General features: G+C 69.0%; 20 protein-coding genes. 16 read left to right on the forward strand and 4 right to left on the reverse strand.

All coding sequences use genetic code 11. The annotated features are described in order from the left end of the window. Nucleotides 1–22: 22 nt before the first annotated feature. Nucleotides 23–883 carry a DUF1206 domain-containing protein gene (locus ACFE6Z_RS06425; protein ID WP_375384876.1) on the reverse strand — a complete coding sequence of 287 codons (861 nt, stop codon included), beginning with the start codon at nucleotides 881–883 and terminating at the stop codon, nucleotides 23–25. Between the two features lie 143 nt (nucleotides 884–1,026). On the opposite strand from ACFE6Z_RS06425, the gene nusA reads away from it, so the two are divergent. The 4 genes from nusA (at nucleotide 1,027) to rbfA (ending at nucleotide 5,863) form a co-directional block, all read left to right on the forward strand. Beyond that, nucleotides 1,027–2,016 (forward strand): transcription termination factor NusA, encoded by a 990-nt coding sequence (gene nusA, locus ACFE6Z_RS06430; protein ID WP_375384877.1) that lies wholly within the window; start codon nucleotides 1,027–1,029, stop codon nucleotides 2,014–2,016. 51 nt (nucleotides 2,017–2,067) lie between these two features. Continuing rightward, on the forward strand, nucleotides 2,068–2,340 hold the full coding sequence (locus ACFE6Z_RS06435; RefSeq protein WP_375384878.1) for a YlxR family protein: 273 nt from the start codon (nucleotides 2,068–2,070) through the stop codon (nucleotides 2,338–2,340). 53 nt (nucleotides 2,341–2,393) lie between these two features. After that, nucleotides 2,394–5,243 (forward strand): translation initiation factor IF-2, encoded by a 2,850-nt coding sequence (infB, locus tag ACFE6Z_RS06440; protein ID WP_375384879.1) that lies wholly within the window; start codon nucleotides 2,394–2,396, stop codon nucleotides 5,241–5,243. A 95-nt stretch (nucleotides 5,244–5,338) separates the two neighbouring features. Further along, nucleotides 5,339–5,863 carry a 30S ribosome-binding factor RbfA gene (gene rbfA / locus ACFE6Z_RS06445; protein WP_375384880.1) on the forward strand — a complete coding sequence of 175 codons (525 nt, stop codon included), beginning with the start codon at nucleotides 5,339–5,341 and terminating at the stop codon, nucleotides 5,861–5,863. 18 nt (nucleotides 5,864–5,881) lie between these two features. Here rbfA and ACFE6Z_RS06450 read toward each other — a convergent pair whose 3' ends face one another. Further along, nucleotides 5,882–6,748: an A/G-specific adenine glycosylase gene (locus tag ACFE6Z_RS06450; protein WP_375384881.1), complete on the reverse strand. Its 867-nt coding sequence runs from the start codon at nucleotides 6,746–6,748 to the stop codon at nucleotides 5,882–5,884. 179 nt (nucleotides 6,749–6,927) lie between these two features. On the opposite strand from ACFE6Z_RS06450, the gene ACFE6Z_RS06455 reads away from it, so the two are divergent. From ACFE6Z_RS06455 to ACFE6Z_RS06490, 8 genes are all read left to right on the forward strand, one after another. Continuing rightward, nucleotides 6,928–7,614: a uridine kinase gene (locus ACFE6Z_RS06455; protein ID WP_375384882.1), complete on the forward strand. Its 687-nt coding sequence runs from the start codon at nucleotides 6,928–6,930 to the stop codon at nucleotides 7,612–7,614. Further along, the gene (gene truB / locus ACFE6Z_RS06460; protein WP_375384883.1) at nucleotides 7,614–8,519 is read left to right on the forward strand and encodes a tRNA pseudouridine(55) synthase TruB; all 906 of its coding nucleotides are present in this window, start codon (nucleotides 7,614–7,616) and stop codon (nucleotides 8,517–8,519) included. Before ACFE6Z_RS06455 ends, truB begins: the two co-directional genes overlap by 1 nt. Beyond that, nucleotides 8,516–8,884 (forward strand): hypothetical protein, encoded by a 369-nt coding sequence (locus ACFE6Z_RS06465; protein WP_375384884.1) that lies wholly within the window; start codon nucleotides 8,516–8,518, stop codon nucleotides 8,882–8,884. The genes truB and ACFE6Z_RS06465 overlap by 4 nt, the downstream gene beginning before the upstream one ends. Nucleotides 8,885–8,944: 60 nt before the next feature. Continuing rightward, entirely contained in the window at nucleotides 8,945–9,412 is a 468-nt protein-coding gene (locus tag ACFE6Z_RS06470; protein ID WP_375384885.1) for a hypothetical protein, read from the forward strand. Continuing rightward, nucleotides 9,409–10,368 carry a bifunctional riboflavin kinase/FAD synthetase gene (locus ACFE6Z_RS06475; protein WP_375384886.1) on the forward strand — a complete coding sequence of 320 codons (960 nt, stop codon included), beginning with the start codon at nucleotides 9,409–9,411 and terminating at the stop codon, nucleotides 10,366–10,368. The genes ACFE6Z_RS06470 and ACFE6Z_RS06475 overlap by 4 nt, the downstream gene beginning before the upstream one ends. Nucleotides 10,369–10,469: 101 nt before the next feature. Next, entirely contained in the window at nucleotides 10,470–11,477 is a 1,008-nt protein-coding gene (gene deoC, locus ACFE6Z_RS06480) for a deoxyribose-phosphate aldolase (protein WP_375384887.1), read from the forward strand. A gap of 60 nt (nucleotides 11,478–11,537) precedes the next feature. Beyond that, nucleotides 11,538–13,046, forward strand: coding sequence for an aldehyde dehydrogenase family protein (locus tag ACFE6Z_RS06485; protein WP_375384888.1), 1,509 nt, complete (start codon nucleotides 11,538–11,540; stop codon nucleotides 13,044–13,046). After that, the gene (locus ACFE6Z_RS06490) at nucleotides 13,043–13,903 is read left to right on the forward strand and encodes an aldehyde dehydrogenase family protein (protein ID WP_375384889.1); all 861 of its coding nucleotides are present in this window, start codon (nucleotides 13,043–13,045) and stop codon (nucleotides 13,901–13,903) included. Before ACFE6Z_RS06485 ends, ACFE6Z_RS06490 begins: the two co-directional genes overlap by 4 nt. A gap of 112 nt (nucleotides 13,904–14,015) precedes the next feature. Here ACFE6Z_RS06490 and ACFE6Z_RS06495 read toward each other — a convergent pair whose 3' ends face one another. Then, a complete protein-coding gene (locus tag ACFE6Z_RS06495) occupies nucleotides 14,016–15,440 on the reverse strand; it encodes an MFS transporter (RefSeq protein WP_375384890.1) in 1,425 nt (474 codons plus the stop codon). A gap of 136 nt (nucleotides 15,441–15,576) precedes the next feature. Here ACFE6Z_RS06495 and ACFE6Z_RS06500 point away from each other — a divergent pair, with 136 nt between their 5' ends. From ACFE6Z_RS06500 to ACFE6Z_RS06515, 4 genes are all read left to right on the forward strand, one after another. Beyond that, on the forward strand, nucleotides 15,577–16,242 hold the full coding sequence (locus tag ACFE6Z_RS06500) for a hypothetical protein (protein WP_375384891.1): 666 nt from the start codon (nucleotides 15,577–15,579) through the stop codon (nucleotides 16,240–16,242). Between the two features lie 194 nt (nucleotides 16,243–16,436). After that, complete coding sequence (locus ACFE6Z_RS06505; protein ID WP_375384892.1) at nucleotides 16,437–18,596, forward strand: DEAD/DEAH box helicase; 2,160 nt, start codon at nucleotides 16,437–16,439, stop codon at nucleotides 18,594–18,596. Nucleotides 18,597–18,695: 99 nt separating this feature from the next. Next, the gene (locus ACFE6Z_RS06510; RefSeq protein ID WP_375384893.1) at nucleotides 18,696–19,724 is read left to right on the forward strand and encodes an ATP-dependent 6-phosphofructokinase; all 1,029 of its coding nucleotides are present in this window, start codon (nucleotides 18,696–18,698) and stop codon (nucleotides 19,722–19,724) included. Between the two features lie 619 nt (nucleotides 19,725–20,343). Beyond that, nucleotides 20,344–20,778, forward strand: coding sequence for a DUF559 domain-containing protein (locus ACFE6Z_RS06515; protein ID WP_375384894.1), 435 nt, complete (start codon nucleotides 20,344–20,346; stop codon nucleotides 20,776–20,778). Nucleotides 20,779–20,938: 160 nt separating this feature from the next. Here the strand turns inward: ACFE6Z_RS06515 and ACFE6Z_RS06520 are convergent, their stop codons facing one another. Further along, entirely contained in the window at nucleotides 20,939–23,026 is a 2,088-nt protein-coding gene (locus ACFE6Z_RS06520) for a S9 family peptidase (protein ID WP_375385006.1), read from the reverse strand. Between the last annotated feature and the right edge of the window lie 82 nt (nucleotides 23,027–23,108).

Consider the following 23,108-nt stretch of genomic DNA (forward strand, 5'->3'; position numbering starts at 1 on the left):
TGATTGGAAAATCACGCAAAGTTCATAGCTTGGCGAACCGAGCCCGGAAAAAGCAGAACACGCCGTAGGCGATGAGGCCCACGCCGACCGCGCCCGTCAGCCAGGGGCCGTAGGGGAGTGCGAGCATCGCCTCGATGGCAGCATCCAGTCCCCCGGCCGCATTCGGGTCGACCGTGACCGCGGCGACGAGCAGCAGGATTCCGACGATGACCAGAGCGATGCCCTTGGCGATGAAACCGACGATCCCCAGTGCCTTGACGCTCGGCCCGACGCCGCGCGAAGGTATCGACATCTTCTTCTCGAAACTGCGCATCACGCCCATGACGATGAATGAGATGCCGCCGATGCCGACCCCGAGCCCGATGAGTCCGAGCACGATCGAGCCGCCCGGGATCGCGAGCACCCCGCGGCTGGCGTTGTCGGTGGCCTCTTCGCTGTCGACGCGCGCGCCGAGGGCGACGGATGCTGCGATCAGGCCGAGTGCGATGAACACCACCGCTTGACCCCACTCCGACACGCGCCGGCCCCATTTCGATCCCTCGCGCTTGGCGGTGTCCACCACATCGTCGGACCGGCCGCCGGACGCTTCGCGCACCAGGACCCCCTCGAGGAGGTGCCAGACCCCCAGCGCCCACAGCGCGATCGCGAGCACCCACAGCAGCAAGAATCCGAAGGGCGCGCCGGCGATGGCCTTCAGCGCCCCCGACTGGTCGCTTTCTCCCTGGCCGCCCAGCGCGACGACCAGCACGATCACCCCGATGAGGACGTGGACGACGCCGTTCGCGGCATACCCCGCCCGAGCCGCCATCTCGAATGCACGGCTGGACTCGGCCGAGTGGGCCGCGCCCTTGGCGGAACGTTTGGCGTCGTCGAGTCGTGACACGGCACAACAGTAGGTTGTCGATCGTCTGTGGGCGGGGGGCTTGACGCCATTGCGCACAGGCCCGACTCAGTGTCCATCGGGTAACGTAGGGGGGATGCCGGTGGGTAGGACGCACCGGCGAGAGCTGAATATGGAGGGCCACTGTGGACATCGATCTCGGATTGCTGAGGACGGTCGAGCGCGAGAAGGAGATCCCCTTCGACGAACTCGTCCGCATCATCGAGCAGGCCATTCTGACGGCGTACGGCCGGCACACCTCCTCCACGGGCGAACTCCCCGAGGGCGCTCGCGCGATGATCGACCAGAAGACCGGGCACGTCGCCGTTTTCGTGCCGCTTCTCGATGACGACGGCGCCATCATCGGCGAGGAGGAGACCACACCCGACGACTTCGGGCGCATCGCCGCCTTCGCGGCGAAGCAGGTCATCAGCCAGCGCCTGCGCGACATCGCCGACGACGCCGTGCTGGGCGAATTCAAGGGCAAAGAGGGCGACATCGTCGCCGGCATCGTGCAGCAGGGGCCGAACCCGCGCATGGTCCACGTCGACCTCGGCACGGTGGAGGCGATCCTTCCTCCCGAAGAGCAGGTCGCGGGTGAGCAATACCCGCACGGCTCGCGACTGCGCGTGTACGTGACATCGGTCTCGAAGGGCACGAAAGGCCCGCAGATCACCGTGTCGCGCACCCACCCGGGGCTCGTCCGCAAGCTCTTCGCCCTCGAGGTGCCCGAGATCGCCTCCGGTCTCGTCGAGATCGTCTCGCTCGCCCGCGAAGCCGGGCACCGCAGCAAGGTCGCCGTGCGCGCGACCGATCCGTCGATCAACGCGAAGGGCGCATGCATCGGCGAGCTCGGCCGCCGCGTCCGCGCGGTCACCGAAGAGCTGGGCGGCGAGAAGATCGACATCGTCGACTACAACCCCGAGCTCGCGAAGTTCGTCGCGAACGCGCTCTCGCCCGCGAAGGTCACCTCGAGCTTCATTCTGGATGCCTCGTCCAAGGCCGTTCGCGCGCTCGTCCCCGACTACCAGTTGTCGTTGGCGATCGGCAAGGAGGGCCAGAACGCCCGCCTCGCTGCCAAGCTCACCGGCGCCAAGATCGACATCCAGCCGGACTCCATCCTCGAAGAGGCGTGAGGCTCCAGCCCAGCTCCCTCCTCGCGAGGATGACACGGGGAGGGGTGTAATATGGAACCCGTACGAACGTGCGTCGGCTGTCGCACGCGTGCCCCCCGGTCCGCCCTGCTCAGGGTGGTGGCCATCGACTCCCACCTCATCCCCGATGAGAGTGCGACGATGCCCGGAAGGGGTGCGTGGGTGCATCCGACGGATGCGTGCGTGGATGCCGCCATCCGGCGCCGCGCTTTCGTACGAGCACTGCGCGTGTCGGGTCTTCTCGATTCGCAAACGTTAGAGAACAGGCTGAACGGCTATGGGAACAAAGTGAACGGCTCGAAATGAGTCCCTTCAACTAACGGTCTGCCCTGCCTGGGTGGACCCCAGACAGGAGAATTGTGGCAAACGCCAAACCCCGCGTTCATGAGATCGCCTCCGAACTCGGAGTCGACAGCAAGATCGCACTCGCAAAGCTGAAGGAGCTCGGCGAGTTCGTCAAGAGCCCCTCATCGACGATCGAGCCCCCCGTGGCTCGCAAGCTCCGTGCCGCCCTCGAGGCGGACGGCGCTGCCAAGCCGGTCGCCTCCGCGCCGGCTGCGGCCGCTGCGCCCTCGCGCCCCGCCGGCCGCCCGGGCCCCGTGCGCCCGGCAGCCCCCGCCGCTCCGGCAGCCCCGGCGGCATCCGCTCCGGCGGCGTCCGCTCCCGCGGCTCCTGCCCCCGCGGCCACGCCCACGCGCAGCGCCCCGAACACCCCCGCCCCGCACGCACCGGCTCCCTCGGCTCCCGCGCCCCGTGCCGAAGCGGCCGCTCCGGCTCCCGCCGCACCTGCGGCAGCTTCACCCGCGCAGGCAGCACCCACCGCTCCGGCGACGGACGCCGCATCGAACGCGGGCGTTCCGCGCCCCGGTGGCGCACCGCGTCCGGGCAACAACCCGTTCGCGAGCGCTCAGGGCATGGGCCAGCGTCCGGCAGGGCCGCGTCCGGGCAACAATCCGTTCGCGAGCGCTCAGGGCATGGGCCAGCGCCCGGCCCCGAGCCCCGGCAACATCCCTCGTCCGCAGGCTCCTCGCCCCGGCGCCCCGCGTCCGGGTGCTCCCGGCGCGCGTCCCGGCGGTCCCGGTCGTCCCGGCGGCGCGGGTCGTCCCGGCGCTCCGTTCCAGCAGCGTCCGGGCGGTCCTGGTCGACCCGGCGGCGCGGGCGGCGGCTTCCAGCGTCCCGGCGCGCCTGGTGCGGCTCCGGCCGGCGGCTTCGCAGGTCGTCCCGGTGGCGGCGGCGGTCGTGGTCGCGGACCCGGCGGTGGCACCGCAGGTGCCTTCGGCAAGGGCGGCGGCAAGTCCAAGCAGCGGAAGTCGCGCAGGGCGAAGCGCCAGGAATTCGAGATGAGGGATGCCCCGACGGTCGGTGGCGTCAACGTCTCGCGCGGAAACGGCGAGATCATCCGCATGCGCCGCGGCGCGTCGATCTCGGACTTCGCAGACAAGATCGAGAACATCACCGGCTACACGGTGCAGCCCGGCACGCTCGTGACGATCCTCTTCAACCTCGGTGAGATGGCCACGGCCACCGAATCGCTGGATGAGGCGACGTTCGAGGTGCTCGGCGTCGAGCTCGGCTACAAGATCCAGATGGTCTCGCCCGAGGACGAAGACAAGGAGCTCCTGGAGAGCTTCGGACTCGACCTCGACCGCGAGCTCGAGGATGAGAACGAGGAAGACCTCGAGATCCGTCCGCCGGTCGTCACGGTCATGGGTCACGTCGACCACGGTAAGACGCGCCTCCTCGACGCCATCCGTCAGACCAATGTGGTCGCGGGCGAGGCCGGTGGCATCACGCAGCACATCGGTGCGTACCAGGTCTGGACCGAGCACGAGGGCATCGAACGCGCCATCACCTTCATCGACACCCCGGGTCACGAGGCGTTCACCGCCATGCGTGCACGTGGTGCGCAGGTGACCGACCTCGCGATCCTCGTGGTCGCCGCCGACGACGGCATCATGCCGCAGACGGTGGAGGCGCTCAACCACGCCCAGGCGGCGAACGTGCCGATCGTGGTCGCGGTGAACAAGATCGACAAGCCCGACGCCAACCCGGCCAAGGTCCGTCAGCAGCTCACCGAGTACGGCCTCGTCGCCGAGGAGTACGGCGGAGACGTCATGTTCATCGACGTCTCGGCGCGCAACAACGTCGGCATCCAGGATCTCCTGGACGCCGTGCTGCTCACCGCCGACGCGGGCCTTGACCTCACGGCCAACCCGAACAAGGCCGCTCGCGGTGTCGCCATCGAGGCGAAGCTCGACAAGGGCCGCGGTTCGGTGGCGACCGTGCTCATCCAGTCTGGAACGCTCCGGGTCGGCGACGCGATCGTGGCGGGCACGGCCTATGGCCGCGTGCGTGCGATGGCCGACGAGAACGGCGACGCCGTGCTCGAGGCCTTTCCGTCGCGCCCCGTCCAGGTGCAGGGCCTGAACTCGGTGCCCCGCGCGGGCGACACGTTCATCGTCACCGACGAAGACCGTCTCGCGCGCCAGATCGCCGAGAAGCGCGAGGCCGCCGAGCGCAACGCCCAGCTGGCCAAGGCCCGCAAGCGCATCTCGCTCGAGGACTTCACCCGCGCTCTCCAGGAGGGCAAGGTCGAGTCGCTCAACCTCATCATCAAGGGCGACGTGTCCGGTGCCGTCGAGGCGCTGGAGGAATCGCTCCTCAAGATCGAGGTGGACGACTCGGTGCAGCTGCGCATCATCCACCGCGGTGTCGGTGCGGTGACCGAGTCCGACGTGAACCTGGCGACGATCGACAACGCGATCATCATCGGCTTCAACGTCCGCCCCGACGCCAAGGCTCGCGAGCGGGCGTCGCGCGAAGGCGTCGACATCCGCTTCTACTCGGTCATCTACAACGCGATCGACGACGTCGAGCAGTCCCTCAAGGGCATGCTCAAGCCGGAGTTCGAAGAGGTGCAGTCGGGTGTCGCCGAGATCCGCGAGGTGTTCCGCTCCTCGAAGTTCGGCAACATCGCCGGTGTCATCGTGCGGTCGGGAACGATCACGCGAAACGCCAAGGCGCGCGTCATCCGCGACGGCGTCGTGGTCGCCGATGGCCTGGCCATCGAGTCGCTGCGTCGCTTCAAGGACGACGTCACCGAGGTGCGCACGGACTTCGAAGCCGGTATCGGCCTCGGCAAGTTCAACGACATCCAGATCGGCGACGAGATCGAGACGACCGAACTGGTCGAAAAGCCCCGCGGCTAGACAGCCGCCGAGGTACAGGATGCCCCGCCCTCACCGGGGCGGGGCATCCTGCCATTCACCCGCTCATCGAGCGTGCACGAACAGGGAGAGAAGACATGGCAGGCGAACGACAGGCCCGAGTGGCCGACCGCATCCGCGTCGTCCTGGCGGAGCGACTCGAGAAGGGGCTGCGCGATCCGCGCCTCGGCTTCGTCACGATCACCGATGTGAAAGTGACCGGTGACCTGCAGCACGCGTCGGTGTTCTACACGGTCATGGGCGATGAGGCGCTGCGCAACGACACCGCGGCGGCGCTCAAGTCGGCGACCGGACTGCTGCGCACCGAGGTCGGCAAGCACCTCAACACACGGCTCACCCCGTCGCTGGAGTTCTTCCTCGACGCCATTCCCGAGAACGCCGACCACATCGCGGCGCTCCTGCGCGAAGCGCGCGAGCGCGACGAGGCCGTGGCGGCGCTCGCCGCATCCGGCTCGTACGCCGGCGACCCCGATCCCTACGTCAAGCCGCGCGACCTCGAAGAAGAGGACGACGACCTCGAAGAGGACGACGACCTCGACGACGACGACCTCGAGGACGAGTCCGAAGCGGACGAACTCGACGACGGCGTCGACTCGAAGTAGGCGCTCGCCGGCTGACCCTCAATGGGGCAGCCGAAGGAGATCCTCGGTTGCCTCCGCCAGCCCGTCTGCGATGAGCGAGTCGATCGCGCGGTCGCGCTGACGTGCGTCAGGCCAGTCCGCGACGACCTGGGCGAGGGGAATCGGGGCGGGCGCAGCATCCCGCAGCATCCTGAGCACTGCACCCCGCGCCTGACGGTCGCTGCCCTCGTAGCGGGCCTGGCGACGTCGGCGGTCGCCGGTGTCGGGGTAGCCGGCCGCCCGCCAGGCGCATGCACCGGAGATCGGGCATTCTTCGCAACGCGGGGTGCGCGCGGTGCACACTGTCGCGCCGAGCTCCATCGTGGCGGCGTTGACGATCGTCGAGGCGGCGACGTCGTGCGGAAGGATCGCGGTCATGGCGACGAGGTCGCGGCGTGACGGCGGGTCGGGCTGGGCCTTGGCGTCGATCGCGCGGGCGAGGACGCGCCTCGTGTTCGTGTCGACGACCGGGTGTCGCTGACCGTACGCGAAGACCGCCACAGCGCGGGCCGTGTAGTCGCCGATGCCGGTGAGCGCGAGCAGCGCGTCGACATCGGCGGGAACCCGGCCGCCGTGCCGTTGGACGATCTCGATGGCAGCCTTGTGCAGCCACAGGGCGCGGCGCGGGTAGCCGAGGTTGGCCCACTGGCGCACGGCTTCGGCGGGCGCATCCGCGGCCAGCGCTGCGGGGGTCGGCCATCTGGCGAGCCACGCCTCCAGATGCGGAACCACGCGGCTGACCGGCGTCTGCTGCAGCATGAACTCGCTGACCAGCACGCCCCAGGCGCCGAATCCCGGGCGCCGCCACGGCAGGTCGCGCGCGGCGGTGCGGTACCAGGCGATGAGGGGCGTCGCCAGGTCGGGCATGCGAGCCAGCCTATGCGTGCGGCGGCGGTGAGAATTCCGGTGGATTCCGTCGTGATGAATCGCGCAGGGCCGCAACGGCGCGGAACGCGCGTTCCTCCGGTCGAGTTCCACCGGAGTTGTCACCGCTCATCGGCTGTCACCGCAGTCTGCGGGGCCCGCCGCGGCTTTACGCTGGAGGCATGCGCCTTCCCACGACTCCTGTCACCACGCTGTGGCGGTCGCTGCGCGACGAGGCGCGCCTGAACTACCGCGGCGGCCGCGTGATCCTCGCCGTCGACGGAATCGACGGCGCGGGCAAGACGGTCTTCGCGAACGGTCTGGCCGAGGCGTTCGCCGAAGAGGGCGCCGCCGTGTACCGCGCGTCGATCGACGACTTCCACCGCCCGCGCGCGGAGCGATATGCCCGCGGTCGGAACTCGCCGGAAGGCTTCTACGCCGATTCGTATGACTACTCGACATTCCGTCGAGTGCTGATCGACCCCTTCCGCGATGGTGCGCAGACGGGGGCAACGACCGGCTTCCAGCTGACCGCATTCGATCTGGGGCGCGACACCCCCACGCAGTCGCAGTGGGTGACCGCCCCCGCCGACGCGATCCTGATCGTCGACGGGGTGTTCCTCCACCGCCCCGAGTTGAAGGGGATCTGGCACTGGTCGCTCTGGCTCGAAGTGCCGTTCGGGGTCGCGTACGCGCGCATGGCCCCGCGCGACGGCAGCTCACCCGACCCGGATGCGCGCTCGAACGCGCGCTACCGCCAGGGCCAGGAGCTGTATCTGCGCGAGGCGAAGCCGCGGGAAGCGGCCTCGGCGATCGTGGAGAACAGCGATCTCGAGCATCCGATCCGCATCTTCGGGGACTACTGCTGATGCCGGCACCCACCGGCATCCTGCTCGTGGACAAACCGGGCGGGATGACGAGCCACGACGTCGTCGCGCGCGCACGCAAGGCCCTGAACACCCGCAAGATCGGGCACGCCGGCACCCTCGACCCGATGGCCACGGGCCTGCTCGTGCTCGGGGTGGGGCCGGCCACGCGCCTGCTCACCTTCGTCGTCGGCCTCGACAAGACCTATGAAGCGACGATCCGGCTCGGGTCGGCGACCGACACCGACGATGCCGAAGGGGTCGAAAAGACGAGGGCGGATGCTGCGACCCTCGCCGCGGTCACCTCGGAGCAGATCCGGGGGGGCGTGGCGGCGCTGACCGGTGCGATCTCGCAGGTGCCCAGCACCGTGTCGGCGATCAGGGTCGCCGGGCGCCGCGCGTACGACCTGGTGCGGGCCGGTCAGGACGTCGAACTGGCGGCGCGGACGGTGACGGTGTCGCGGTTCGACGTGCGGGCCGAGCGGCGCTCCGACGGCGTCATCGACCTCGACGTCGTGGTCGACTGCACGAGCGGCACCTATATCCGCGCGCTGGCACGCGACCTCGGCGCCGCGCTGGGGGTCGGGGGGCACCTCACCGCGCTCCGTCGCACCCGGATCGGTCCGATCCCGGTGTCGGAAGCGGCATCCATCGACGCGATCGCCCTCGACGCGCTTCAGCCGTCCGCCGACATCGCCGCCCTCGTGCTCGGGCGCCTCGAGGTGAGCGCGGAGGAAGCGCGCGACCTCCGCCACGGCAAGCGGCTGCCGGGCGCGGCGAGCCGGATGGTCGGCTCGAGTGCCCAGGCTGCCGCGATCGATCCGCTCGGGTCGCTCGTCGGCGTCGTCGAGAAGCGGGGCGGCGACGTCAAGAGCGCCATGAATCTGCCGCCGGAGGAGACCGCGTGATCCTCTGGTTCACCTATCTCCAGGTCGCCGTGGCCACTCTGGGCGGGCTGTTGTGCGTCGTACTGGGCCTCGTCGGCCGGCGTCCGAGCGACCTGTCCGTCGGGGCGCTCGCGCTGCTCGAACTGCTTCTGATCGCCCAGGTCGTCATCGCGATCGTCTCGCCACTGGCGGGCAACCCGCCGACCGGAAGCCTGCTGGAGTTCTGGGTCTACCTCGTCTCGGCGGTGCTGCTGCCCGTGGCGGGTGTGGGGTGGGCGCTGCTGGAGCGGAGCAGATGGAGCACCGTGATCATGGGCATCGCCGCCCTCGCGGTCGCCATCATGGTGTGGCGGATGCAGGTCATCTGGACCGTGCAGATCGCCTGAGCCCTCACCTCCGGGACATCCGGAAGCCCGGCGTCGCAGCCGCCGTAGGATTGAGTGGTCATGTCTCCCGCCTCCCGCCCCTCGGAAAGACGCAGCCGCCGCATGTCCGGCGTCGGACGCGTCCTCGTCATCGTCTACGGCATCCTGGCGCTCGGCGCGTTCGGCCGATCGCTCGTGCAGATCATCGAGCGCTACGACCACGCGCCCCTCGCCTTCACTCTGTCGGCGGTCTCGGCGGTCGTCTACATCGTCGCCACCCTCGCGCTGGTGTTCGCGCGTTCCAGGGCCTGGTACCGCGTCGCGTGGGTGACCATCTCGTTCGAGCTCGTCGGGGTTCTCGTGATCGGCACGCTGAGCGTCATCCGACCCGATCTCTTTCCCGAATCGACCGTGTGGTCGTTCTACGGCATGGGCTACCTCTTCGTCCCGCTCGTGCTGCCGTTCCTGGGAATCTGGTGGCTCGTGAGGCATCCGCCGCTGCACGAGGGCGCTGCGGCAGAGGACGCCGCCATACGGGTGGCCTCATGATCGTCTTCCGCGATCCAGCCGAAGTCCCGGCCGGATTCGGCCCTTCGGTCGTCGCGATCGGCAAGTTCGACGGCGTGCACGCGGGGCATCGCGCGGTGATCGATCGCGCGCGGGTGGATGCTGCGGCCAGCGGCGCCCGCGTCGTCGCAGTGACCTTCGATCGCAACCCGCTCAGTGTCCTGCGCCCGGAGGCCCCGCCCGAGAACCTCATCGGCGTCACCCAGAAGCTGCAGATGCTCGCCGAGGCGGGCGTGGATGCGACTCTCATGCTGACCTTCGACCGCGCACTGGCCGACCTCTCGGCCACCGAATTCGTCGAGCACGTGCTCGTCGGGGCACTGGGCGTGCGCACGGTACTGGTCGGGGCCGATTTCCGATTCGGGCACGGGGGAGCGGGTACGCCGCAACTGCTGAGCGAGCTCGGCACGAAGTACGGGTACGCCGTGGACGTCGTCGATGATGTGCGTGCGATCGACGACGACCGTCGCGTCTCGTCGACGTGGATCCGCGAGCTGCTCGCGCGGGGCGACGTGGAGGCGGCGGGCAAGCTGCTGGGGCGGACGCCCTCGGTGTGGGGTGAGGTCGTCCACGGCGCCAAGCGCGGCCGCGAACTGGGCTTTCCCACCGCGAACCTGTCGGCGCAGCTGGAGGGTTTCGTGCCCGCCGACGGCGTGTATGCCGGCTGGCTCGTCGACGAGGGCCCGAAAGGTGCGCTGCGCTCCGGCATCCGCTACCCGACCGCCATCAGCGTCGGCCGCAACCCGACCTTCGACGATGTCGAGATGCGTCAGGTCGAGGCCTACGTGCTGGACGAGGTCGGACTGGATCTTTACGGTCACCTCGTGGAGGTGCAGTTCGTCGCGCGGATCAGGGGGATGGTCGCGTTCGAGGGGATCGAGCCGCTCATCGCACAGATCACCGACGACGTCGCCAAGGCGCGCAGCGCCCTCACCTGAGGCCGCGGACACCCGTAGATACCCCCAGGGTGCCACCGTACGATCGATTCCACCCCCGGGTTCATTCAGCCCGAACATCCAGTCCAGACACAGGAGCCCCGATGAGCCGCACGCAATTGCAGACGCTCCCCGAGCGCGCGGTCGAGCTGCTCGGCGGCAAACCCGACGACGCGACGCTGGGTCGCTACCTGCAAGGCCTTCCCGGCGTGGACGCCGTCGGCCTCGAGCAACGCGCGGCGGCACTGGGCACCCGCTCGATCAAGACCACCTCGAAGCGCTGGGCGATCGACAAGATCATCAAGCTGATCGACCTCACCACGCTCGAAGGTGCCGACACCCCGGGCAAGGTCCGCTCGCTCGTCGCCAAGGCGCTGCGACCGGACACCGCCGATCCGACGTGTCCGCGCGTCGCGGCCGTGTGCGTGTACGGCGACATGGTCCCTTACGCCGTCGCCGCCCTGGGCGCCGCACACGGCGATCCCGACGACGGTCTCGTGAGCATCGCCGCCGTCGCCACCGCGTTCCCCAGCGGCCGCGCGTCGCTCGCGATCAAGCTGCAGGACACTGCGGATGCTGTGGCCGCCGGTGCCGACGAGATCGACATGGTGATCGATCGCGGCGCCTTCCTCGCCGGTCGCTACGGGCTCGTGTTCGATCAGATCGCGCGCGTGAAGGAAGCCTGCCGTCGCCCCGACGGAACCTCCGCGTCGCTCAAAGTGATCCTCGAGACGGGCGAGCTCACCACGTACGACAACGTCAAGCGCGCGTCATGGCTCGCGATCCTCGCCGGCGGCGACTTCATCAAGACCTCGACCGGGAAGGTCCAGCCTGCCGCGACGCTACCCGTGACGCTGCTGATGCTCGAGGTCGTGCGCGACTGGCACCGGCTGACCGGCGAGAAGATCGGTGTGAAGCCGGCCGGCGGCATCCGCACCTCCAAGGACGCGATCAAGTACCTGGTGACCGTCGCCGAGACCGTCGGCGAGGAATGGCTGCAGCCGCACCTGTTCCGCTTCGGAGCGTCGAGCCTGCTCAACGACGTGCTGCTGCAACGCCAGAAGATGGTGTCGGGTCATTACTCCGGCGCCGACTACGTGACGATTGATTAACCACCAGGTGATTGACCAACAGGTGATTGACCCACAGGCGATCGACGGGATTGAACACACATGACCTTTCTGGAATACGCCCCCGCCCCCGAGTCGCGGTCGATCCTGCAGCTGCGCGACGCGTACGGCCTGTTCATCGACGGTGAGTTCGTCGAGGGGCACGGCACCCCGTTCGCCACGATCTCGCCGGCCGACGAGTCGCACATCGCGACGATCGCCTCGGCGGATGAGTCGGATGTCAGCGCCGCCGTTGCGGCCGCCCGACGCGCCTACGACAAGACCTGGTCGAAGCTGAGCGGACGGGATCGCGGCAAGTACCTCTTCCGCATCGCGCGCCTCGTGCAGGAGCGCGCCCGCGAGCTGGCCGTGGCCGAGAGCCTCGACAACGGCAAGCCCATCAAAGAGGCGCGCGACGTCGACGTGCCGCTGGTGGCCGCCTGGTTCTTCTACTACGCGGGGTGGGCCGACAAGCTCGACTACGCCGGGCTCGGGGCGAACCCGCGCGCGCTGGGCGTGGCAGGGCAGATCATCCCGTGGAACTTCCCGCTGCTGATGCTCGCGTGGAAGATCGCTCCCGCGCTCGCCGCGGGCAACACCGTCGTGCTCAAGCCCGCCGAGACTACGCCGCTGTCGGCGCTCATCTTCGCCGAGATCCTCCAGCAGGCAGACCTCCCGCGGGGCGTCGTCAACATCGTCACGGGCGCGGGCGACACGGGTGCCGCTCTGGTCGGAGCCGATGTCGACAAGATCGCGTTCACCGGATCGACCGGCGTCGGCCGGGCGATCGCCAAGCAGATCGCCGGTACCGGCAAGAAGGTCACGCTCGAGCTCGGCGGGAAGGCGGCGAACATCGTGTTCGACGACGCCCCGATCGACCAGGCCATCGAGGGCATCGTGAACGGCATCTTCTTCAACCAGGGTCACGTGTGCTGCGCGGGAAGCCGACTGCTCGTGCAGGAGTCGGTCCACGACGAGGTTGTCGACCGGCTCAAGGAGCGCCTGTCTACGCTGCGCCTGGGCGATCCGCTCGACAAGAACACCGACATCGGCGCGATCAACTCCCGCGAGCAGCTCGACCGGATCCGCGAGCTGTCCCACGCGGGCGAGGCCGAGGGCGCCGAGCGGTGGAGCGCCCCGTGCGTCATCCCCGACAACGGCTTCTGGTTCGTGCCCACGATCTTCACGAACGTGCAGACCAGTCACCGCATCGCGCGCGAGGAGATCTTCGGCCCCGTGCTGTCGGTGCTGTCGTTCCGCACCCCCGCCGAGGCGGTCGCCAAGGCCAACAACACCCCCTACGGGCTGTCGGCGGGCATCTGGAGCGACAAAGGCAGCCGCATCCTCGCCGTCGCCGACAAACTGCGTGCCGGGGTGATCTGGGCGAACACGTTCAACCGCTTCGACCCTGCTTCGCCTTTCGGCGGGTACAAGGAGTCCGGGTACGGACGCGAGGGGGGCAAGCAGGGGCTCGCGGCGTACCTGGCACCCGCAGCATCCGCGTCGCATCCCGTCGCCCCGCGAACGAAACCCGGCGATGCGCACCCCTCGAGCAGGGCGGTGGCGAAATGACACGGCTGGCTGTCCCCAAGACCTACAAGCTGTACATCGGCGGAGCGTTCCCGCGGAGCGAATCCGGACGCACGTACGAGGTCGTCACGGCCAAGGGCGACTTCATCGCGAACGCCGCCCAGGCGTCGCGCAAGGATGCGCGTGACGCGATCGTCGCCGCCCGCGGCGCCGTGAAGGGCTGGAGCGGCGCGACCGCGTACAACCGCGGTCAGGTGCTCTACCGCATCGCCGAGCTCCTCGAAGGGCGTCGCGCGCAGTTCATCGACGAGATCGTGCCGGTCGAGGGGGTCTCGGCGTCGCGCGCGGCCGCCCAGGTGGACGAGGCGATCGACCGGTGGGTCTGGTACGCCGGCTGGACCGACAAGCACGCCCAGGTCGCCGGCAACGCCAACCCCGTGGCCGGCCCGTACTTCAACATCTCGGTGCCCGAGCCGACCGGCGTCGTCGCGGTGATCGCGCCGCAGGATTCATCCCTCCTCGGTCTCGTCTCGACCATCGCCCCGCCGCTCGTGACCGGCAACACGGTCGTCGTCGTCGCCAGCGAGAGGTTCCCCCTGTCGGCGATCTCGCTCGCCGAGGTGCTGGCGACCTCGGATGTGCCCGGGGGAGTCGTGAACATCCTCACCGGTTCACCCGCCGAGATCGCACCCTGGCTCGCTTCCCACGCCGATGTCAACGCACTCGATCTGGTCGGAGCATCCGCTCTGGATTGGGTCGATCTTCAGATCGCGGCCGCCGACACCCTCAAGCGGGTGCTGCCGCCGGAAGAGGGCACGGATGCTGGGGCCCCGAGCCTCGAGCGGATCACCGGGTTCACCGAGACCAAGACCGTCTGGCACACCAAGAGCATGCTCTGAGGCCACCGCCGCCTCGCGCGGTGGTCGAGTAGGCGCGCCAGCGCCGTATCGAGACCCCCGAGCCGACGCACTACGTCTGTCCAAGGGATCTCGATACGCTCGCTGGCGCTCGCTACTCGATCACCGCGGCGGGCGCGGAACGGGGCGGGTTGCGGATGCCGGCGAACGACACGACGGCGCCGATGGCCAAGAAGATCGCCGTGACGATCGCTGCGCGGTGAAGTCCGGTCAGATCCAGCGCGCCGCCGACGATCGCGCCGAGCGTGGCGATGACGAGGAGGCCGGCAATGCGCGAGACCGCGTTGTTCACGGCTGAGGCGATGCCGGAGCGCGACGGATCCATCGAGCCGAGGATCGCGGAGGTGAGCGGCGAGACCGTGACGACCAGGCCGACGCCGAGCACGATGACGCTTGGCAGCACCTGCGTCCAGTACGAGAACTCCCTCGAGACGGTCAGGAGCAGCACGGCGCCGACCGCCATGATGAGGGGGCCGATCGTCATGAACAGTCGTGGCCCCCACCGGCCGGCCAGCGTGCCGACTCGGGAGCTGAACGCGATCATCAGCAAAGTGCCCGGAAGCGTCGCGAGGCCCGCCAGGGTCGCGGGTAGCCCCGCGCCCTGCTGAAGGTAGACGCCGACGACGAAGCCGTTCAGCGAGAGCGCGGCGTAGATGAACGCCGTGGCGACGTTGCCGGCCCAGAAGTTGCGGATGCGGAAGAGTCCAAGCGGCATCATGGGCTCGCGCGCGAACGCCTGACGGACCAGGAACCCGGCGAATGACAGCACGCCGACCGTGAGCGGGATCCAGATCTGCGGTGAGCTCCAGCCGAGCGTGGGCTGCTCGATCAGCGCGTAGACCGAGCCGCCCAGTCCGACCGTGCACAAGGCTGCGCCGACCCAGTCGATCTTCGCTCGGTGCTTCACACCGCTGCCGCGTGGGGAGTCGCGGTGTCCGAGAACTGCGAGCAGCCACATCGCGACCGCGATCGGCACCACATTGATCACGAACACGTACCGCCACGAGAGGAGGTCGACGAACAGCCCCCCGAGCAGGGGACCCGCGATCATGGCGCTCGTCGTGGCGGCCGTCCAGATGCCGATCGCCCTGGCCTGGGCGGGGCCGCGGAAGTTCGAGGTGATCAGCGCCAGCGAGCTGGGCACGAGCAGTGCTCCGGCGACGCCCTGCAACGCCCGCGCGATGATCAGGAACTCGGCCGACGGCGCCGCGGCGATCGCGATCGAAGTGATGCCGAAGAGGATCAGGCCGATCCGGATGATGAGGATCCGGCCGTATACGTCGCTCAGCGATCCGGCGACCAGGATCAGCGCACCGAGGGTGATCAGGTAGGCATCTACGACCCATTGCTGGGTGGTGAGCCCGCCGCCCAGGTCGTTCTGGATGGCTGGCAGTGCCACCGTCACGACGGTGCCGTCCAGGAACGAGACGAACGACGCCAGGATCGCGATGATCAGGGCCAGACGCTGTTCCCGGCTCATCGGCTGGCGTCGGTCGTTGTCCGTCTTCGCGTCGCTCATCGTCTGGCCAACCTACTCCGGCGCGGGGCCTTCGGCCCCGGGCCGGCCTGTCGATCCGGTAGCGGTACCGTGTCGCAGGCGGAAAGGGGGCGGGCATCGTCGGTATGGTCGGAAGACGACCGACAACGGAGGACGAATGCCCACGACCCGCCGTGCCGCGTGGCACAGCCCGGCCTGCGGCATCCTCGCTCTGGCCGCCATCGCGACTTTCGCCGGCTGCGTGCCCGAGCCGGCGCCATCGGTCTCATCGACATCGGCACCATCGTCGTCCGCATCGGGATGGCGCGCATCGGGATCGAGCGCACCGACCTCGGCCGCCCCGTCGGCATCGGCGACCGCCGGCTCGGCGGACATCGCCCTCCCGACTGCGTGCGAGCAGCTCTATTCGCCCGCCATGCTCGCCGAGCTGGACCAGCAGGTGCCGCCGCTGAACGACCCCGGCGTGACGATGTACTCGTCGCAGCAGGCCGAGACCCTCGAGGTGCTGAACTCCGGCGCACCGACGATCCGCTGCTCGTGGGGCGTGCCGTCGACATCTGGGCTGTCGACGAATGTGACGATCGTCGATGCGGCGACGTCGGCGAGCATCCTCGAGGCGCTCCGGGCGGCCGGCTTCGACTGCAGCGATCACCTGTCCGGCGTGCCGTGCACGTTCCAGCAGGACTCGGTCACCCAGGACGACACGATCGTGCACCGCGGGGAGACGCACTTCCTCCGTGGCAACGGCTGGGTGACGACCGCATGGATCACCGTCGACCCGCCCGGCTACACGGACGACATCATCGGTGTGCTCTGGGGCTGACCGGCCCGAATGCTCTAGACTGGATGCGGGGCAACGATCGGGTGACGGCGCATCTCGCTGAAGCGGGTTCATGCACATCACATCGGTGAAGCCCCGCCCCGCGCCCGGCATCATCGTCGCCCACGGGTCACTCAGATCTTCCCGGCCCGCCCGGCGATCGCCGGGCCATCCGGCACACACAGCTCAGGAGGAGCATGCCGACCACGGCACCCGCAGCCCAGAGGGCAGCGCAGCGGCGCAGGAAGCCGCAGACCTCTCGTCGTGACGACGAGGCCCCGATCATCCCGATCCTCGCCCGCAAGGTGCGCGAGGTCGAAGCCAAGGCGCAGCGGGGCAAGCTCGGCCCGACCAACCGCGTCAAGTTCCAGGTCATCGCCTTCCTCGTGCGCGAGGAGCGAGCTCGGGTCAAGGCCGACACCGAGATCACCGACGGCGCGCGCGTCGAGCTGCTCAAGCGGCTCGACGGGGTCGCGACGATCCTCGCCAAGACCGCGGCGCGCGACACGTCGCTGATCCAGCTGCTCGAGGTGGATCAGGCGGCCTCGCCGGTCGCCCGGCGCATGCGCCGCGACTGGCTCCTCGAGTCGGGGGCTGACCTCCCCGACGACGAGCTGATCATCACCGACGTCGCTCCGGCGCCCACCACCGTCGTTCCGCCCGCGCTCGCCGAGCGCCAGGTCGTCCCGCCGGCGATCGAGGCGCGTCAGACCGCCAACCCGTTCCTCGCGCCCGACCTCACCGCGCGCCCGCCGAAAGAGACCCCGCGTCGTCGCCTCGACGGCTGGGAGCTCATGGGTCCGCTCTACAAGGCCTTCGAGACGGGTGCCGGCGGGTCGGCAGCATCCATGGAACTCCCGCCCGTTCCCGAGTTCGACCGGCTCTCGCCGCGCGGGCTCGAGATCATGCCGCACCAGTCGCGTTTCCTCGAGGCGGTGCGCGAAGGGCACCGCACGTTCCTCCTCGCCGATGAGCCGGGCCTCGGCAAGACCGCGGAGTCGGTGATCGCGGCATCCGTCGCGGGTGCCTACCCGCTGCTGGCCGTCGTCCCCAACGTCGTCAAGATGAACTGGGCGCGCGAGGTCGAGCGTTGGACGCCGCAACGACGCGCCACCGTCATCCAGGGCGACGGTGAAGACATCGACGCCTTCGCCGACGTGTTCATCGTCAACTACGAGATCCTCGACAGGCACCTCGCGTGGCTGAGCTCGATCGGCCTGAAGGGCATGGTCGTCGACGAGGCCCACTTCATCAAGAACCTGACATCGCAGCGCTCGCGCAATGTGCTGGCGCTCGGCGCCCGCATCCGTGAGCAGGTCCGCGACCCGCTCCTGCTCGCCCTTACCGGAACGCCACTGATCAACGACGTCGAGGACTTCGACGCGATCTGGCGCTTCCTCGGGTGGACCACCGGCGAGAAGCCCGGTCCCGAGCTCATGGCACGCCTCGACCAGACCGGGCTCACCCCGGCAGACAAGGCGTTCTATCCTGAGGCGCGCGAAGCCGTGATCTCGATGGGCATCGTGCGGCGCAAGAAGAAGGATGTTGCGGCCGACCTGCCCGACAAGCTCATCGCCGACCTTCCGGTCGAGCTGGACGACGAGTTCGGCAAGTCCATCCGGCAGGCCGAGCACGAGCTGGGCGAACGGCTGGCGGCAAAGTACCGCCGGATCATTCAGGCGCGCGGCGAGCGCGTCCAGGTGTTCGACGGACCCGACGAGGACATCGTGCGCCTCGTCGCGAACGGCGAGCTCGAAGAGTCGAAGGCAGCGGGCACGGGGGGCGACAACGTCTTCACGATGGTGCGCAAGATCGGTCAGGCCAAGTCGCTGCTCGCGGCGGACTACACCGTCCAGCTGCAGCGCTCGGTGGGCAAGGTCGTGTTCTTCGCGAAGCACATCGACGTGATGGATGCCGCCGAGGCGCACTTCGCGGCGGCCGGTGTGCGCACCGTCTCGCTGCGCGGCGATCAGACGACCGCGGCCCGTCAGCAGGCCATCGACTCGTTCAACAACGATCCCGACGTCGGAGTGGCGGTCTGTTCGCTCACCGCTGCCGGAGTCGGCGTGAACATGCAGGCGGCGTCCAACGTCGTGCTCGCCGAACTGTCGTGGACGGCGGCCGAGCAGACCCAGGCGATCGACCGCGTGCACCGCATCGGCCAGGACGAGCCCGTGACCGCGTGGCGCATCGTCGCCGCGCACACGATCGACACCAAGATCGCCGAGCTCATCGACTCCAAGCAGGGGCTCGCGGCCCGGGCACTCGACGGCGATGCGGTCGACCCGCAGTCCAGCGACTCGGTGCAGCTGTCGGCGCTCATGCATCTGCTGCGGCAGGCTCTCGGGGCGGCCTAGCCCGGCCCGAGCCTGCGGCGTCGCGGGGAACAGCATCCGGCGATAGTGTCGGAGCAGGCAACGGCGCCGGCCTGTTCACCCGACAGCAAGGACCACAGCATGAAGATCGGCATCCTCACCAGCGGCGGCGACTGCCCCGGCCTGAACGCGGTCATCCGCGGTGTGGTCCTGAAGGGGACGACGGGCTACGACATCGAGTTCGTCGGCATCCGCGACGGCTGGCGAGGTGTGGTGGACGGCGACTTCTTCCCGCTCACGCGCCACGAGGTGAAGGGCCTGTCCAAGGTCGGAGGCACCATCCTCGGCACCAGCCGCACCAATCCCTACGAGGGTCCGCGCGGCGGTGCGGAGAACATCTCCAAGACGCTCTACGGGCACCATATCGACGGAATCATCGCGATCGGCGGCGAGGGCACCCTCGCGGCGGCAGACCGTCTGTCCAAGGACGGCATCAACGTGCTCGGCGTTCCGAAGACGATCGACAACGATCTGCGCGCGACCGACTACTCGTTCGGGTTCGACACGGCCGTCAACATCGCGACCGACGCCATGGACCGCCTCCGCACCACCGGCGACTCGCACCAGCGGTGCATGGTCGCCGAGGTCATGGGCCGCCACGTCGGCTGGATCGCCCTGCACGCGGGGATCGCGGCGGGCGCGCATGCCATCCTGATCCCCGAAGTGCCCCAGTCGATCGACGAGATCGTCGACCTCGTCACGAAGGCGCACGATCGCGGCCGTGCGCCGCTGGTCGTGGTGTCGGAGGGCTTCACCCTCACCGGCATGGAGGAGGCCTACAGCGATAAGGGGCTCGACGCGTTCAACCGGCCGCGCCTCGGCGGCATCAGCGAGGTGCTCGCCCCCGAGATCCAGCGCCGCACCGGCATCGAGACCCGGGCCACCGTGCTCGGTCACATCCAGCGCGGCGGCTCACCGTCCGGCTTCGACCGCGTGCTCGCGACGCGGCTCGGGCTGCACGCGGCGGATGCGGTCGTGGACGGCGCGTGGGGCCAGATGGTCGCGATGCGTGGCACGGACATCGTCCGGGTGCCGTTCGCCGAAGCGCTTGGCGAGTTGAAAACCGTGCCGCTGTACCGCTACGAAGAGGCCGCGGCGCTGTTCGGCTGAGTTCCCTTCAGCTCCGGCGCAGGAGAAATTGCCACCACAGGAAGATTTCCGGACGAAGCGCCTGTCGCGGTGTGTTCTCCGGCCTCGGCGTCGGCGTCGGCGTCGGCGTACCCGGGCACCGGCTCCATTCCTCCTCAGGGTGCGGCAGTCGCCGATTGTTCCACGGCTTCTTTCGGACGGGAGCATCGGATGCCGGAATCACCGCACTCTCGAGTGCATGCGCTCTTGCGAAGATCTCGTCGAATGGGTCACCACCAATGGTGGCATCGGCCACTCGTCGGCGGCAAAGGCAGCCGGCTTCACCCTGCACGCGATGCGTTCCGCCGTAGGTGATGGCGACCTCGAACGTGTGCGCCGATCATGGCTTGCTCTTCCGGGGTGCGATTCGCAGCTTCGTCGGGCCGCCGAGCTGAGCGGCCGATCCACCTGTCTCACCGAGGCGAAGAGACTGAAGCTCTGGACACCCCAGCATTCCGAGCTTCATTTCGCAGTAGCGCCGACCGCCTCGCGGTTGGATGCGGAGGGCGTTCGCGTGCATTGGTCGCGGGGCCCCTCACCGGTGGCCGCGACCGCGCTCCGTGATCCCCTCATCAATGTCTTGCATCATGTGGCACGTTGCGTGCCGCCCGCCGATGCGCTCGCGGTGTGGGAGTCCGCGATCAGGCAGAAGAAGATCGCGCCGGGCGTGCTCGCTCGGATCGAATGGCGGACCGCCGCGGCGCAACGGATGGCAGCGATCGCATCGCAACTGTCAGACTCGGGCATCGAAACACGGTTCCTGGTGCTGATGCGCGGGCTCGGGGTGAGGGTCGTGCAGCAGGTGCGGATCGACGGTCACCCTCTTGATGCGCTCATCGGCGAGCACCTCGCGGTGCAGCTCGACGGCTTCGCCCACCACCGAGCGAAAGAGCGCAGGCGCGACCTGCGCGCCGACGCCCGCTTGGCACTGCGCGGCTACACCGTGCTGCGATTCGACTACTACCAGGTGCTCTTTCAACCCGAGTACGTCACGGCGATGGTGTCAGCTGCGATCGCACAGGGCCTGCACCGCTGAGGGGGATGCGCCGTGGTCGCCCTCGGACACCGCCGCACCGAGGTAGGCGAGCTCGCCACAACAGGACGTATAGGTGCACATCGTCCTGTGGCGGCGCGTTCTCCTGTGCTGGTGCGAGCGACCGAGGCGGGCGGGACGGCGGGCGACGGGATGCCGGGGCTCACCCCTCCGCGAGACCGAGGACCCCCAGCAGCCAGGCGAGCTCGAAAGCCCGCTCCTTCCACGCGTTGTAGCGACCCGAGACGCCGCCGTGCCCGGCGGCCATCTCGCACTTGAGGAGCGCATCGGCGCCCACTTCACGCAAGCGCGCGACCCACTTCGCAGGCTCGACGTACAGCACACGGGTGTCGTTCAGCGACGTCACCGCGAGGATCTTCGGGTATTCGACGGCGCGCACGTTCTCGTACGGCGAGTACGACTTCATGTACGCGTAGACGTCGGGGTCGTGCAGGGGGTCGCCCCACTCGTCCCACTCGATCACGGTGAGCGGAAGATCCTCGTCGAGGATCGAGGTGAGGGCGTCGACGAACGGCACCTCGGCGAGGATCCCCGCGAAAAGCTCGGGGGCGAGGTTCGCGACGGCGCCCATCAGCAGGCCCCCGGCCGAGCCGCCTTCGGCGACGAGGCGGTCGGGCGTCGTGTAGCCCTCGGCGATGAGGTGGGACGCAGCATCCACGAAGTCAGTGAAGGTGTTGCGCTTGTGCAGCAGCTTGCCGTCTTCGTACCACTGGCGGCCCATCTCGCCGCCGCCGCGCACGTGCGCGACCGCGAAGACGACGCCGCGGTCGAGCTCGGAAAGGCGGGCGACCGAGAACCGGGGCTCGATCGAAGACTCGTACGAGCCGTAGCCGTACAGGTGCACCGGGCGCGGGGTGGCGCCCACTTCGCCGAACGAGCGCTTCCATACGAGCGAGATAGGCACCTGCGTGCCGTCTTGCGCCGTGGCCCACACGCGCGCCTGCGAATAGTCGCCGGGCTGGTATCCGCCCAGGACCGGCTGGCGTTTGCGCAGCAGCAGATGGCGGGTCGCCAGGTCGTAGTCGTAGACCGTATTGGGCGTGACGAACGAGTCGTACCCGAGCCGGAGCAGCTTCGGCGCCCACTCGCGGTTGCCGCCGAACCCCGCCGTGTACAGCGGCTCGTCGAACTCCAGCTCGTCAACGGCGCCCGTGCGGTAGTCGAGGAGCCCCGTGCGAGCGAGCCCCCCGCGGCGGTACTCGATCGTCGCGAAGTCGCGGAAGCAGTCGACGTCCAGCAGCCGTGTGCCGGGAGTGTGCGCCAGCAGCACGGTGCGCTCACCCTGAGGATCGGATGCGGCGACCCGCACCAGTTCGAAGTCCAGGGCATGCTCGTTGTGCAGGATGAGCAGGACGTCTTCGCCCTCGACGATCGCGTGATCGACCGAGTACTCCACGCCCTCCTTACGAGGCCAGACGACCTGCGGCTCAGCCGTCAGGTCGGCGGCGGGCACGAGCCACTCCTCCGACGTGATGGACGAGCCCATCCCGATCACGAGGTAGCGGTCGCTGCGTGTGAAGCCCGCCCCCAGCCAGAACCGTTCGTCGGGCTCGTGGAAGAGCTGCACGTCGGCCGCGGCATCCGTTCCCACCGTGTGGAGCCAGACGGTGTCGGGGCGCCACTTGTCGTCGACCGTCGAGTAGATGATCGTCGCCCCGTCGGGCGAGAACTGCGCACCCGCGAACACGTCGGCGATCACGTCGGGCAGCGTCTCACCGGTCTCGAGGTCGCGGACGCGCACGGTGTACCGTTCGTCGCCGGTGGTGTCGACGGCGAACAGCATGCGCCGGCCGTCGTCCGAGACGTCGAAGGCGCCGAGCGAGAAGAATTCGAACCCGTCGGCCTCGATGTTGCCGTCCAGCAGCACTTGCTCGCCCGGAACAGCGACCTCCGGCGAGAGCTCAGGGGGTGTCCAGTCGTTGGGGCCCGCGATCGGAGCGCGGCAGTGGATGCCGTACTGCTGCCGTTCGACGGTGCGACCGTAGTACCACCACTCGCCGCGCCGAGACGGCACCGACAGATCGGTCTCGAGCGTGCGGCCCTTGATCTCGTCGAAGATGCTCTGTCGCAGCGGCTGAAGGTGCGCGGTGCGGGCGTCGGTGTAGGCGTTCTCTGCGGCCAGATGCGCCAGGACTCCGGCATCTTCTTTGTCGCGCAGCCACTCGTACGGATCGTCGAACTCGTCACCGTGGTGTGTGCGGATCGAAGAGCCCCGAGCGGCGACGGGCATCGCGCCCGGCTGGGAAGGGGAGATGCTGTGCGACGGCGCGGAACCGTTGTCGGATGCTGCGCTGTCGGCGGCTGCGCCGTTG

Origin of the sequence: uncultured Microbacterium sp. (genome assembly GCF_964244775.1) — a bacterium.
GTDB lineage: Bacteria > Actinomycetota > Actinomycetes > Actinomycetales > Microbacteriaceae > Microbacterium.

Excerpts from the sequence above, each read along its gene's own strand:
- ACFE6Z_RS06450 (WP_375384881.1), bottom strand. The coding sequence starts at position 6,748 with ATGCCCGACCTGGCGACGCCCCTCATCGCCTGGTACCGCACCGCCGCG.
- truB (WP_375384883.1), top strand. The coding sequence starts at position 7,614 with ATGCCGGCACCCACCGGCATCCTGCTCGTGGACAAACCGGGCGGGATG.
- ACFE6Z_RS06455 (WP_375384882.1), top strand. The coding sequence starts at position 6,928 with ATGCGCCTTCCCACGACTCCTGTCACCACGCTGTGGCGGTCGCTGCGC.
- ACFE6Z_RS06505 (WP_375384892.1), top strand. The coding sequence starts at position 16,437 with ATGCCGACCACGGCACCCGCAGCCCAGAGGGCAGCGCAGCGGCGCAGG.
- ACFE6Z_RS06435 (WP_375384878.1), top strand. The coding sequence starts at position 2,068 with ATGGAACCCGTACGAACGTGCGTCGGCTGTCGCACGCGTGCCCCCCGG.
- ACFE6Z_RS06520 (WP_375385006.1), bottom strand. The coding sequence starts at position 23,026 with ATGCCCGTCGCCGCTCGGGGCTCTTCGATCCGCACACACCACGGTGAC.
- rbfA (WP_375384880.1), top strand. The coding sequence starts at position 5,339 with ATGGCAGGCGAACGACAGGCCCGAGTGGCCGACCGCATCCGCGTCGTC.
- ACFE6Z_RS06495 (WP_375384890.1), bottom strand. The coding sequence starts at position 15,440 with ATGAGCGACGCGAAGACGGACAACGACCGACGCCAGCCGATGAGCCGG.
- deoC (WP_375384887.1), top strand. The coding sequence starts at position 10,470 with ATGAGCCGCACGCAATTGCAGACGCTCCCCGAGCGCGCGGTCGAGCTG.
- ACFE6Z_RS06510 (WP_375384893.1), top strand. The coding sequence starts at position 18,696 with ATGAAGATCGGCATCCTCACCAGCGGCGGCGACTGCCCCGGCCTGAAC.
- ACFE6Z_RS06490 (WP_375384889.1), top strand. The coding sequence starts at position 13,043 with ATGACACGGCTGGCTGTCCCCAAGACCTACAAGCTGTACATCGGCGGA.
- ACFE6Z_RS06475 (WP_375384886.1), top strand. The coding sequence starts at position 9,409 with ATGATCGTCTTCCGCGATCCAGCCGAAGTCCCGGCCGGATTCGGCCCT.
- ACFE6Z_RS06485 (WP_375384888.1), top strand. The coding sequence starts at position 11,538 with ATGACCTTTCTGGAATACGCCCCCGCCCCCGAGTCGCGGTCGATCCTG.
- ACFE6Z_RS06500 (WP_375384891.1), top strand. The coding sequence starts at position 15,577 with ATGCCCACGACCCGCCGTGCCGCGTGGCACAGCCCGGCCTGCGGCATC.
- ACFE6Z_RS06470 (WP_375384885.1), top strand. The coding sequence starts at position 8,945 with ATGTCTCCCGCCTCCCGCCCCTCGGAAAGACGCAGCCGCCGCATGTCC.